13 protein-coding genes and 1 pseudogene are annotated in these 12,259 nt (G+C 68.0%); 6 read left to right on the top strand and 8 right to left on the bottom strand.

Features of this window, described 5'->3' with window-relative positions; translation table 11 throughout:
* Entirely contained in the window at positions 1-267 is a 267-nt protein-coding gene (locus tag P1L41_RS06730) for a cytochrome C oxidase subunit IV family protein (RefSeq protein ID WP_276298098.1), read from the top strand.
* A 48-nt stretch (positions 268-315) separates the two neighbouring features.
* Here P1L41_RS06730 and P1L41_RS06725 read toward each other — a convergent pair whose 3' ends face one another.
* Together P1L41_RS06725 and P1L41_RS06720 are read right to left on the bottom strand one after the other, a co-directional pair.
* Positions 316-1,068 (bottom strand): response regulator, encoded by a 753-nt coding sequence (locus P1L41_RS06725; RefSeq protein WP_276298097.1) that lies wholly within the window; start codon positions 1,066-1,068, stop codon positions 316-318.
* A gap of 72 nt (positions 1,069-1,140) precedes the next feature.
* Positions 1,141-1,584: a hypothetical protein gene (locus P1L41_RS06720; protein WP_276298096.1), complete on the bottom strand. Its 444-nt coding sequence runs from the start codon at positions 1,582-1,584 to the stop codon at positions 1,141-1,143.
* A 301-nt stretch (positions 1,585-1,885) separates the two neighbouring features.
* Between P1L41_RS06720 and P1L41_RS06715 the strand changes: the two genes are divergently transcribed.
* Positions 1,886-3,286 (top strand): APC family permease, encoded by a 1,401-nt coding sequence (locus tag P1L41_RS06715; RefSeq protein ID WP_379789152.1) that lies wholly within the window; start codon positions 1,886-1,888, stop codon positions 3,284-3,286.
* Between the two features lie 3 nt (positions 3,287-3,289).
* Positions 3,290-3,943: a potassium channel family protein gene (locus P1L41_RS06710; RefSeq protein WP_276298094.1), complete on the top strand. Its 654-nt coding sequence runs from the start codon at positions 3,290-3,292 to the stop codon at positions 3,941-3,943.
* A gap of 6 nt (positions 3,944-3,949) precedes the next feature.
* Here P1L41_RS06710 and P1L41_RS06705 read toward each other — a convergent pair whose 3' ends face one another.
* From P1L41_RS06705 to P1L41_RS06690, 4 genes and pseudogenes are all read right to left on the bottom strand, one after another.
* Positions 3,950-4,858, bottom strand: a complete 909-nt coding sequence (locus P1L41_RS06705) for an NAD(P)H-binding protein (RefSeq protein WP_276298093.1) — start codon at positions 4,856-4,858, stop codon at positions 3,950-3,952.
* Between the two features lie 77 nt (positions 4,859-4,935).
* Entirely contained in the window at positions 4,936-6,855 is a 1,920-nt protein-coding gene (locus tag P1L41_RS06700; RefSeq protein ID WP_276298092.1) for an ABC transporter ATP-binding protein, read from the bottom strand.
* Positions 6,856-6,918: 63 nt separating this feature from the next.
* Positions 6,919-7,515, bottom strand: a complete 597-nt coding sequence (locus P1L41_RS06695; protein WP_276298091.1) for a DUF192 domain-containing protein — start codon at positions 7,513-7,515, stop codon at positions 6,919-6,921.
* Positions 7,516-7,639: 124 nt separating this feature from the next.
* Positions 7,640-7,909 (bottom strand): annotated as a pseudogene (locus P1L41_RS06690) (thioredoxin family protein); the annotation flags it as partial.
* A gap of 262 nt (positions 7,910-8,171) precedes the next feature.
* On the opposite strand from P1L41_RS06690, the gene P1L41_RS06685 reads away from it, so the two are divergent.
* From P1L41_RS06685 to P1L41_RS06675, 3 genes are read left to right on the top strand one after another with little or no spacing between them, the layout of a single operon-like run.
* Complete coding sequence (locus tag P1L41_RS06685; protein ID WP_276298089.1) at positions 8,172-8,327, top strand: preprotein translocase subunit Sec61beta; 156 nt, start codon at positions 8,172-8,174, stop codon at positions 8,325-8,327.
* A gap of 39 nt (positions 8,328-8,366) precedes the next feature.
* The gene (locus P1L41_RS06680; RefSeq protein WP_276298088.1) at positions 8,367-8,741 is read left to right on the top strand and encodes a DUF7532 family protein; all 375 of its coding nucleotides are present in this window, start codon (positions 8,367-8,369) and stop codon (positions 8,739-8,741) included.
* A complete protein-coding gene (locus tag P1L41_RS06675) occupies positions 8,738-10,138 on the top strand; it encodes a ribonuclease FAU-1 family protein (protein WP_276298087.1) in 1,401 nt (466 codons plus the stop codon). Before P1L41_RS06680 ends, P1L41_RS06675 begins: the two co-directional genes overlap by 4 nt.
* A 2-nt stretch (positions 10,139-10,140) precedes the next feature.
* On the opposite strand, the gene P1L41_RS06670 is transcribed toward P1L41_RS06675, so the two are convergent.
* The gene (locus P1L41_RS06670) at positions 10,141-11,544 is read right to left on the bottom strand and encodes an LVIVD repeat-containing protein (RefSeq protein ID WP_276298086.1); all 1,404 of its coding nucleotides are present in this window, start codon (positions 11,542-11,544) and stop codon (positions 10,141-10,143) included.
* A 67-nt stretch (positions 11,545-11,611) separates the two neighbouring features.
* Positions 11,612-12,193 (bottom strand): LURP-one-related/scramblase family protein, encoded by a 582-nt coding sequence (locus P1L41_RS06665; RefSeq protein ID WP_276298085.1) that lies wholly within the window; start codon positions 12,191-12,193, stop codon positions 11,612-11,614.
* Positions 12,194-12,259: the final 66 nt, after the last annotated feature.

Here is a 12,259-nt window from a genome sequence, read left to right as displayed (position 1 = left end):
ATGGACTGGAAAGGCTACACCCTGATATACGTCGTACTGTTCGTCTTCGCGACCGTGCAAGCGGTCGTGGAGTTCGTGGGACTCGTGGACAGCGCCTACTGGCTGGCCTTCGGCGTCATCATGGTGCTGTCGGTCATCAAGGCCGTCGGGGTCGCCGCGTACTACCAGCACCTCATCTCCGAGCCACGCTCGGTCACGTACATGATACTGGCCGGGACGCTGGGCGCAGTGGCGCTGACCGCGGCGGCCGCCTACTCCATCGTCTGAGACGACGGCCCCGTTTTCGAACCGTCCGACGGCAGGTGCTTCGCCCCGTCAGACTTCCCCGGCGAGCGGCGAGTCGTCGAGTTCCGAGACGGCGATGAGCAGGCGGCCGTCGTCCAGTGCGGTCACGAGTTTCGACTCCGTGAACCGCGTGTTGTCCGAGCGAAGCCCCTCGCTCCGACCGGTCCACTTGCCGCCGCGCTCGACGACGGGCAGGACGTGCGTGCGGATGTGCTCTACCTCCTCGTCGGGGTGGAGCTCGGTCCAGTGTTTCCCCGTGAGTTCGTCCGCCGAGTAGCCGTACATCGAGGCGTAGGTGTCGTCGACGTCGTCGAAGTGTTCGTCCCGCCCGACGACGCCGACACCGTCGAGCTCCGTCTCCATCTCGGAGTCGAACGCCCCGTCCGACTCGACGGCGTGAGACACCCGCCGAATCAACATCGTGTACTGGTCGAGTCCGTACCCCTTCCGCAGGTAATCCGTGAGGCCGGCCTCGACTATCTCGGCGGCGATGTCGGCCGTCTCCTCGCCCGAGAAAAGGAGCACAGGGAGCTCGGGGTGTGAGTCGCGAACCGCCCGCAGGAACTCGATACCGTTCATCGCGGGCATGTTGTAGTCGCTGATGACGCAGTCGAACGCGGTCTCCGGATCACGTATCAGGTCGAGTGCCTGCTGCGGGCAGCCCTCGGTGCGGACCGTGCACTCGATGGCGTTCTCCTCCCGTTCGAGCTGGAGTTTGACGAGGTCCCGCAGGTCTGCGTCGTCGTCGACGTGGAGAATCGAGAGCCGACTGGTCCTGTTCATCCCTATCTAGAGGGACGACAGAGAGACATAAATCGACGATACCAACTCTGTTACCCGTTCGGCGTCGGCGGCTCAGGGCAGGACGAGCCTGACGGTTATCGCGACCAGGAAGAGCGTCCCGGCGACCGTCGCCGACTCGGCGGCCGCGAGGGCGCTCGGGTGGCCCCGGCGCTTCGCCGAGATGTAGACGCCGAAGAGGAGGTAGCCCACGAGGAGGAGTCCACCGCCGACGGCGACCGCTGGCCCGGCGAGCCCGCCGCTGCCGGCCGGTGCGGAGATGAACGCGACGACGCCGACGAGGAAGCCGACGACGAGCAGCGCGAACGCGACCAGCCACGCCGACGTGCTGCCAGTCAGTCGGTCGACGGTGCTCTTGGGCGGGACACCCGGCGACCAGCCCTCGCCCGAGGCTGCCGGGGAGTACTGATACCAGCCCCTGACCCGGCCGAGCCAGAGCAGGACACCGACGACGAGCAGGCCCATCAGAGCCGTACTCACCAGATATGCCGTTGCCATGTCATGTGCGTACATGCCACACCATAATAACGGTTTGTGCGACGGGACGGCCCCGGTCCTGAATCGACCGGCAGTTCCCGCTCGCTGCAAATCGTCCCCGGATTAAAAGTGGGAACCTACAGATATGCCGGTTGATGCGCTGGATTCCGACCGGCGGCTGGCGCGCCACGAGACAGCTCCGGGCCGGTCCGTGTCGGCCACAGCCGCGAGACCGAGATACCGCGGGTCACGCACGGAGGCCGGGCCAGTGAGCCAGCAGGACCGCTCGCCGGAGGCCGACCTGGGCCTGCTGGACGCGACGATGATCGGCATGGGCGCGATGATCGGCGCCGGTATCTTCGTCCTGACCGGGCTGGCCGCCGAAATCGCGGGTCCGGCGGCCATCCTGGTGTTCGCGCTCAACGGTGTCGTCACTGCCTTCACCGGCCTCTCGTACGCCGAACTGGCAGCCTCGATTCCCAAGAGCGGCGGCGGCTACGCCTTCGTCCGCGAGGTGTTCGCCGACCTCCCCTCGTATCTGATGGGCTGGATGCTCTGGTTCGCGTACATGATCGCCGGCGCGCTGTACGCGCTCGGGTTCGCGCCCAACTTCCTCGAGCTGCTGCACGTCTACGGTATCGTCCCGCCGCCCGAGGCGGTCGGCGCCATCTCGCTGCCGGTGGTGGACGCGGCCCTGCCGGCCACGTTCCTGCTGGCGTTCCTCGCCGTCCTGGGCCTCGTCTCGCTGAACGCCGTCTCGACGGCCGCGAGCGGGAGCCTGGAGACGGTGTTCACCATCGTGAAGGTGAGCATCCTCGTGGTGTTCGTCGCCTTCGGCGCGACGGCGCCGATGTTCTCGACGGCGGAGTTCCAGCCGCTGTTCCCGGCCGAGGGGGGCGCACTGGCCATCCTCCCCGCGATGGGGCTCACCTTCATCGCCTTCGAGGGGTACGACCTCATTACCACGGTCACCGAGGAGGTCGAGAATCCCCGCGAGAACATCCCGAAAGCCATCTTCGTGAGTCTCGCGGCGACGGTCGTGGTCTACCTCGCCGTGGTCACCGTCGCCGTCGGGACCCTGGGCGCACAGGGACTGGCGGAGGCCGGCGAGGCCGGCATCGCACAGGCGGCGACGTCGTTCATGCCGACGGGGCTACCCATCATCCAGAACGGCGGCGCCATCATCGTCTTCGGCGCGGTGTTCTCGACGTTGACGGCGCTCAACGCGGTGGTCATCGCCTCCTCGCGGGTCGCCTTCTCGATGGGGCGGGAGGGTCAGCTGCTCCCGTCGTTCGGCCAGATTCACCACCGCTACGGGACGCCGTTCGTCGCCATCGTCGCCTCGGCGGTGGTGATGCTCGGGTCGGTCGTCCTGCCCACGCAGAGCGCCGGCAACATGTCGAGCCTCTTCTTCCTGCTCTCCTTTATCGTCGTCAACGGCTCGGTCATCAAGCTGCGCCGGGAGCGACCCGACATGAACCGGCCCTACGAGATGCCGTTCTACCCGGCCCCACCGGTCATCGGCATCGTCCTGAACCTCGTATTGACGCTGGTGCTCGTGGAGTTCCTCGTGCGGACGGACCCGCTGGCGCTGGCGCTCAGCGCCGCCTGGATCGGCCTCGGCGTGGTCACCTACTTCGGACTGAATCGCCTACGAACGGAGCCGGACGCCGCCGAGGGGACGGCGGCCGGCGACGAACAGGTTCCCCTGGAGGACGATTGAATCATGGGAAGTAAACTGGACGTCATCATCGCGGGCGGCGGCCGTGTCGGCTTCGAAACAGCGACCATCTTAGACGACCGGGGCCACGACGTCACCGTCGTCGAGCGCGACCAGGCGAGAGCCGACGCCGTCTCCGACGAGTACGTCGCGACGGTCATCTCCGGCGACGCCTCGAACCCGTCGATACTGGAACAGGCCGGCGTCGAGGACGCCGACGCCATCGCCGGGCTCACCGGGCTGGCGGGACTGAACCTCGCCGTCTGTATGGAGGCAAAGGACATGGCGCCGGACATCCGGACGGTGGCACGCATCGACACCCGCGCCAAGGAGTCGTACACCCGGTTCGTCGACCAGGTCCTGTTCCCGGAACTCGCGGGGGCACGCACCGCCGCGAACGAGATCATCGGCAGCGACGTCGAGACGCTCGCGGACCTCACGGGCACGCTCGACATCATGCAGATCCGCGTCGCCGAGGGCGCGCCGGCCGCCGGCCGGCAGCTCTCCGAGATCCGGTTCCCGGCCGGCACGCTCGTCGTCTCCGACGACGATGGCGACCGAATCGCCCGGCCGGACACGACGCTCGACGCCGGCAAGCGCTACGTCGTCGCCGTCGAACCGGACGTCGCCGACGAGGTGATGAACCTCATGCGCGGGTGACCTCCCTCAGGCCTCGACCCGGCGGCGCTCGGACCGCTCTCGTTTCGACCCCGCCAGCCTGACCGCCTCCCGGAACGGCGTCGTCTCGACGGCGACGTACGAGTCGATGCTGTCGTCGGTGACGACCACGGGGTTCTGGAGGCCGTCGACCAGCGGCTTCGCGACGCTGGTCGGCACGTCCGTCACGAGGCCGAGCCAGCGGGCCGACAGTCCGGGGGAGAGGACCGGAACGGGGACGATGACCGGCCGCCGGCCGAACAGAATCTCGGCGGTCTGGGCCAGGATATCCTCGTAGGTCAGCACGTCCGGCCCACCGATTTCGAAGGTCTGCCCGGCCGTCTCCGGGTCTTCGAGCACCCCGACGAGATACGAAACGACGTCGTCGATGTAGATGGGCTGACAGTCCGTCCGGACCCAGCTCGGGGTGACCATCACCGGGAGGCGCTGTGCGAGCTGGCGGATGACCTGGAAGCTCGCGGACTCGTCGCCGATGATGATAGCCGCCCGGAGCACCGTCAGGTCGGCTTCGCCGGTCGCCAGCAGGCGTTCCACCTCGCGACGGGACCGCAGGTGGTCCGAAAGGTCGTCGTCGTCGCGGCCCAGCCCACCGAGGTAGACGATGCGGTCGATACCCGCCGCGTCGACCGCCTGGAGGAACGTCCGGGCCGCCCGCCGGTCGCGCTCCTCGAAGTTCTCCCCGGAACCCATCGAGTGGACGAGATAGCAGGCGACGTCGACCGACGGGAGCGTGAGGTCCGGGTCGAGCACGTCGCCCTTGACAACCTCGACGCCGCCCGGTGCGTCGTACGTCGCGGGGTCACGGACGAGTGCGACGACCTCGTGGCCCCGGTCGAGCAGCACCGGAACCAGATGACTACCGACGAACCCGGTCGCACCGGTGACGAGGACGCGCATACAGACGTGTACGACTGCAGACGCTTTAATCTCCACCCCGGTTCGGCGGGCGGATGGAAACCGGGCCTTGCGGCCGGTCAGTCGTCCGCGTCGGTCCGCGCGCGCCGTCGAATCGCCCGCTGGACGAAGTCCTCCGGCAGTTCGTCGATCTCGCCCGCCTGAACCGCCCAGAGGTTGGCATAGAGGCCGTGCTCGGAGAGCAGCGCCTCGTGGGTCCCCCGCTCGACGACCCGACCGTCCTCTAAGACGAGGATGACGTCGGCGTCCTTGATGGTCGAGAGGCGGTGGGCGATGGCGAAGGTGGTCCGGTCGGCGGTCAGCTGGTCGAGCGAGCGCTGGATGAGCATCTCCGTCTCGGTGTCGACGTCACTGGTCGCCTCGTCCAGGACGAGGATATCGGGGTCTTTCAGCATCGCGCGGGCGATGGCGATGCGCTGGCGCTGGCCGCCCGAGAGTTTCACGCCGCGCTCGCCGACCATCGTGTCGTAGCCCTCGGGGAGCGTCTCGATGAACTGGTGGGCCTCGGCGGCCTTCGCGGCCTCGCGAATATCGGCGTCGCTGGCGTCGAAAGTACCGTAAGCGATGTTCTCCCGGACCGAGCCGTAGAAGAGGAACGTCTCCTGGCTGACGTAGCCGATGGCCTGCCTGACGCTCGGAATCGTCACGTCCCGGACGTCCTGCCCGTCGATGCGGACGGCGCCGTCGTCGACGTCGTACATCCGCATCAGGAGCTTCAGCAGGGTCGACTTGCCCGCGCCGGTCGGCCCCACCAAGGCGACGGTCTCGCCGCCCTCGACGTCGAAGGAGACGTCCTCGACGACCGGGTCGTCGTCACCGTAGCCGAAGGTGACGTCGTCGTACGTGACGGCGCCGTCCGTGACAGCCAGGGGTTCGGCGTCGGTGGCCTCGTCGAGGCGTCCCGGCGTGTCCATCAGCCCGAAGACCCGCTCGGCCGAAGCGTAAGCCCGCTGGTACATATTGATTATCTGGCCGAACTGCGCCATCGGCCAGACGAACCGCTGGGTGTAGATGATGAACGCGACGAACTGCCCGGGGCTCAGGGTCGAGGTGATAGGGCCCGGTGGCTGGCCGATGACCATCAGCCCGCCGACCACGAAGGTGACGACGAAGCCCAGCCCCGAGACCAGTCGCAGCGCGGGGAAGAAGGTGATGCGCGTCTCGATGGCGTCCCAGTTGGCGTCGAGGTAGTCCTGCGAGCTGTCCTCGACGCGCTCGGACTCGTAGGACTCGGTGTTGGCGGTCTTGATTATCTGGATGCCGCTCAGGTTGTTCTCCAGGCGCGAGTTGAGTTGCCCCACAGAGGAGCGCACGTCGGCGTACTTGGGCTGGATGGTCTCGATGAACCGCTTGGTGAACACGGCGATGATGGGCACCGGCAGGAGCGCCACCAGCGCGAGTTGCCAGTTCATCACGAACAGGTAGGCGGCGATGCCGACCACCATGATGACGAGCCGCGAGGTGGAGTTCAGGCCGTCGTTGAGGAACTTCTCCAGGCGATTGACGTCGTTCGAGAGCACCGACATCATCTCGCCAGTCTGCTTGTCGGCGAAGAAGTCCATGTTCAGCCGCTGCATCGTCTCGTAGGTGTCGGTCCGGACCGCGTGCTGGACGTGCTGGGCGAACTTGTTCCAGCCCCAGTTGCGACTCCAGTGGAACAGCGCCCCGAAGCCGAACGTCGCGGCGATGATACCCGTCGTCAGGAACAGTTGGCCGGCGGGCTCGGTCGGCAGCCACGCGTCGGGGACCACCCACAGCGAGAACGCCGTCTCGTCCTGGATGACGGCGTCGATGGCGACCGCCAGGAGGAGCGGCGGCAGGAGGTCGAGCATCCGGGCGAAGATAGAACTGACGAGACCGACGACGAACGCGCCGCGCTGGCCCTCGCCGTACTGCGTGAACAACCGGAGCATCGGGCGGTCGGCGCGCTCGCGGGCGGCCTCGAACACGTCGTCCTCGGTGCCCGCATCGATATCCATTACCGTGGCGAAGGGCCCGCACGCGCAAAAGCGCGTCGGGGTCGGGGGCTCCCCGTCGCCCGTCTACGTCGCGGCGTCGGGCAGTTCGACCCGGTCACCGACGGTCACGCCGGTGCGGTTGGCCCACCCGCGGTTGACCTCCAGGACGTACAGTCCGCGGCCCTCGTAGCGTTCGAGTTCCTCGTTGCTCGTCCCCTCGGGCGGTAGGGAAGCGTGGTGAATCGTCGTGATGGTGCCGTTCGCGGCGATGAAGATGATGTCGAGCTCGAAGGACATGTTCCGCATGACGTAGGCGTGGCGCTCCTCGTCGTCGTGGACGAACAGCATCCCCTCGTCGGGACCCATCGACGCCGTCTCGCTGAGGCCGACGTAACGCTGCTGGAAGGTGTCGGCGATGCGGACCTCGACGCTCCCGAGCACCTCGCCGGTGGTCGCGTCGTCCTGCACCGAGACCGTGGTCGCGTCGGCATCGGGTGTGGCAGTCGCCGTTTGCGTCGTGGACGCGGTCTCGGTCGCGGTTCCCTCGCGGACGGTCACCGTTCCCTCCTCGTACTGGCCGACGCCGAGCACGGACACCCACAGGCCCGACTGGAGGACGACGACCGCGAGGACGAGCACGGCGACGACCGCGAGGACGGCCGCGAGCGCACGGCGTTCCATGGCCGTCGGAAGGGACGGGCCGTGCCTAACGCTGTCGGTCGAGTGGAAACCGCGGCCAGCGGGCGACCATCGGAGCGGTCACCGCCGGCGCTCTGGACGCGAAAGCCGTTCGAGAAGAACCGATTCAGGCGCTAGCCTGCTGCAGTGCCGCTTCGAGGTCGTCGGCCTGCGTGACCCCGACGAAGCGCTCGACGATGCCGTCGTCGTTCTCGATGATGAGCGTCGGCAGCGACCGGACCTGGTACTCGTTCGCGATATCTTGCTCCTTGTCGACGTCGATCTTCTCGAACTCGACCTCACTCCATTCGGCTTCGAGGTCCTCGAGAATCGGGTCCTGCGTCTTGCACGGACCACACCAGTCGGCGTAGAAGTCCATGAGTTTCACCGTCATTGTACTCTCTACGTCGTTGACCGTGAAATCAGATAAGGGTTATCAATGTGTGGTGGCCTCGCACAATCCCGAAGACCGGAGTGACACCCGACGAGAGGGCCGTACAGTCAGGTTTCGTCCGAGGGTCCGGGGACTATCCGTCTGGTCGTCGACCGCCGTCTTGACGTGGGCAACACACATGGCTGGCGTCGCGTGGCTCGCAGTGGACAGGGGCTGGCCCGAGAAAGGCGAAAGGCTTAGGCCGGGCGCGACGACAGGGTAGTGTATGAGCAGCAACAGCGGCGGACTGATGTCCAGTGCCGGACTCGTCCGGTACTTCGACGCCGAAGACACGAACACCATCCGGGTCGACCCGCGAACCATCGTCGCGTTCGGGCTCCTCTTCGGTATCCTGATGCTCGTGCTGAACGCGATGGCCTGATTCCGCGACGTTTTCCTGCCTCGCCGTCGAACGACGGCTATGCACTTCACACAGCGCGAACAGCAGGCGCTCCGTGAGGCCGGGGTGGCCCAGGAGACCATCGAGACGGCGTCCGCGGCCGTTGTCGAGTCGACCGGTGAGGCGGCCGCCGACCTGGAGGCGTTCTTCGACGGGCGGGAGACGGTCTACTCCGATATAGACCTCGCACACAGTGATAGCGATATCCAGGAACACACCGTCGAGTATCTGGACCTGTTCACGCACGCCGACGACATCCGGGGCTACCTCCGGTTCGACACCTGGGGCGTCCCCGTCGAGGGCGGCCGCGTCCTGAGTGATGGCGCCGTCGAGCTGTCGCTTGGGCCGACGGTCGATTCGCGCGTCCGCTTCGCCGGCCGAGAGGACGCGCTATGACGGTCAGGGTCAGGGGCATCTACGCGACGGCGCTGACCCACCTGCTGACCGAAGCAGACGTCGACGTGGTGCAAGCCTCCGGGCCGATACAGGACCGGTTCGACGCCGACTTCCCCACCGAACACGCGGCCGTCGCCGTCGAGACGACCAGCGACGAGCAGGGCGTGGGCGTCGTCGGTGACCCGGACCAGGTCGGGGCAGTCCTGGACCGCCTGACGGACCTCGGCCGGGACACGCTGTGGTGGGACGCCCCGCTTCCCGAGGGCGCGGTGTACGCGGGCGAAGTGACCGAGACGCTGGGGAGCGGTGCAGTCGTCGACTGCGGCGACGGCGAGGGATTCCTCCCCTACTCGAACGCCACCGACCGGGTCGACACCGGCGACCGCGTGCGCGTCCAGGTCGTCGACAGCAGCGCGCCGTGGACGGACGGGCGGCCGGTGCTTTCGACCACGCTCGCCGTCCGCGGCGAGTTGCTGACGCTCACGCGCGGCCGCTCGAACACGACCGCTGCTGGTGGGCCAGCGATGCTGGACGTCATCGACGCCGACCCCCGCGAAGGCTGGGGCATCTCCTGGGAACCGGCGAGCGACGACGCCGACTTCGGGGCGCTCGCCGACGCACTGACTGCGGCCAACGAACGGGCCGAGGCACTCGATGCGGCGCTGGACGACGCGGCACCGGCCGCGGAGGCGGCACCCACGAAATACGCCGGCGCCGGTCGGACGGTGTGGGTGTGGTTCGGCCGCGAGAGCCGGTTCGCGCTCGACGAGCAGCGCCGCGCGGTCACGGCGACGATGGCAGGCCACCACCGCGTCAAGGCAGGCGACCGGGCCGCCAGCGCGGCCGTCGACTACGTCGAGGCGCTGTGTTCAGACCCCGGGGCCGACGACGAGACGGACTTCCCCTTCGCCGTGACGGCCCGCCAGTTCGGGCCACGGGCGGGCGGGTCGCTGGCGCTGGGCCACGGCAAGCCCGACGGCCGACTCATCACGCTGGGCAAGGGCGACGTCGAGTCCGTCGACTCCGACGGGACGGTGACCATCGAGCGCGAGATGACGGGCGGCGGTACCTACGACGCGCTGGGCACGCCGAAGGAGTCCGGCGACGTCGCCCGGACGACGGTCAAGGAAGGCCGCTGGTGGTACCCGACGACCTACCGGGGCAGCGACGGGACATCGAAAGGCACCTACGTCAACGTCTGTACGCCCGTCGAGATATTCCCGGACGTCGCCCGCTACGTCGACCTGCACGTCGACGTCGTCAAGTACCCCGACGGCACGGTCGAACGCGTCGACGACGACGAACTGGCGGCTGCTGTCGAGGCCGGCGACGTCCCCGAGGACCTCGCCTCGCGAGCACGAGCTGTCGCAAAGGCCGTCGAGAGCGCACTGAACTAGAACTACTCCCCACGCCGTCGCCACGCCCACAACCCGACTGCCGAGAGCGCCGCCGCCACGCCGAACCCGGCACCGCCGGCGCCGGCCGCAGCCGCACCGTCGCCGTTCCGTGACTCGTCGGTCCCCGTCTGTGCGTCGGTCCCTGCCGAGCCCTCGTCGGACGGGTCGGCGAACGTGTAGAGTCCGGGCTGGACCTCGACCCCGCCGAGGGCGTTCGTGCTGGTGGCGACGAACGTCTCCCCCGCTCGCTGGGCGGTCCAGAACGACGCGCGCTGGCTGTCGCGCCAGCGGTACACCGCCCGTGGGTTCGACGGGTCAGTGATATCGTGGACCGTGACGCCGCCGAGGTACCACGACGCGTAACACCGTCCCTCGGTGAGTTCGAAGTTGTGTGCCGTCGTCAGGACGCCGTCCCGCGTCGGGTTCTCCGACGGCGGCGGCTCGATGGTCGCGAGTGACTGGGGCGCCGTCGGGTCGCTGACGTCGAACAGCTCGATACCGCTCGGCCCGCCGGTCCCGTCCTCGAGCGCGAACGTCTCGCTCCCGACGCCGAGCAGCATCGCGTCCTCGTCGACGGTGACGTAGTGGTCGTTGCCGGGCGGGAGACTGCTCTCTCGCCAGGGCTCCGCGACGGCAGCGAGCGTCGTGGGGTCCCGCCCGCGGACCTTCGAGACGAGTTCGGGCGCGGCGGGGTCGGCGACGTCCAGTATCCACGTGCCGGCGTCCCAGTGGGCCAGATATGCCCGGCCGTCCTGGACAGTGACGTCGTGCAGCGAGCGCAGGCCCGGTGAGACGTCCCGCCAGCGCCCGTCGACGTCGAACAGCGACCACGTGCCGACCTCGCGTTCGGTCTCGGTGTCGACGACGACCAGCGGGTTCGACTCGCGGCCGTTCGCGGTTAGAAAGGCGTAGCGGCCGTCGAAGTCGCAGTTGTGGACCGTCGAGTCGAACTCGAACGTGGCGACCTGCCGGGGGGTCTGGCGGTCGCTGACGTCGAACACCACGAGGCCGCGGGCCCCTTCGCTGGGGTGGGCCGGCCCGACGACGAGCAGGCGGGAGCCGTTGACGGCGAGGTCCTGGACGCGCTGCATCGGGCCGTCGGCGCTGTCGGCGAGCAGGTCCGTCCGGGTCGCGAGTAGTTGCGGGTCGGCCGGCGCGGTGATGTCGACCAGCGCGACGCCGTCGCCGACAGCCACGTACGCAGTGTGGCCGTCCGGGCTGACGACGGCTTCGTGGGCAGCGGGCAGGTCCAGCACGCCCAGCAGCCCGTTGCCGGTCGGCGTCCCGGTGGCCCGCCCGGCAGTGCTGTCGTCTGTCGGTGCCGGATGGCCAGCGACGGCCCCGGTCCCGAGACCGAGAGTGAGACCGCCGGCACCGAGGCGCTGGAGGAATCCACGGCGGCGCATACGACCCGTTCGGGTCGGACGCCAGAGAAGGCTTCGGTCGTCAGTCTGCCGGGTGTGAACCGCCGCGTCAGTTGCCCTGGATTGCGTCGATGACCATCGCGGCGGCGATGACCGACTCCTTCGGTACGTCGCTGGCGTCGTCGATGGTTATCTCGTACCGGTCCTTCAGTGAGAACTGGCCGTCGATACGGCCGACGTGGTCGCCCTCCGCGTCGGTAATCTCGTACTTGTGCGGAATCCACCCACCGAAGGGGAGGGTGTTCCGTGCGATGGTCACCAGCGCACCGCGGGAGTCGATGCGAGCGAGTTCCGAGCCCGTTTCGGGGTCACGGACCCGCCAGGTGTCCTGCAACAGGGAGAAGTCGTTGTCCAGCACGACGACCTCCTCGCCGGTCCGGGCGTCCGAGAGGACGTAGTTGCCCGCCACGTCGAGCATGCTCGCGGCCGTCACCGAGAAGACGTCGTCGCCGTTCCCATCGACGAAGGGGAACTCCTCCTTGAGTTTGAACATCTTCTGTTTGCCCCGGAGGACGACGTTCCCGGCGGCGTCCATCGCCTTGTACTTGTTCCGGACGAGGCTCTGTTCGACAGTGTAGGAGTCGTCGGTGAGTTCGATGCCGCTGATGTCGTACGTGGAGGGCGCGCTCATGGTTCGGAGTGCTCCGGTCAGGGCCTTGAACGTGTTGGCACCGCGTCGGGCGGTCGCAACCGACAG

The sequence above is a fragment of the Haloarcula ordinaria genome, from assembly GCF_029338275.1.
GTDB classification, from domain to species: domain Archaea; phylum Halobacteriota; class Halobacteria; order Halobacteriales; family Haloarculaceae; genus Haloarcula; species Haloarcula ordinaria.
Note: the sequence above shows the minus strand (reverse complement) of the source record. Positions and strands in the feature narration are given on the sequence as shown.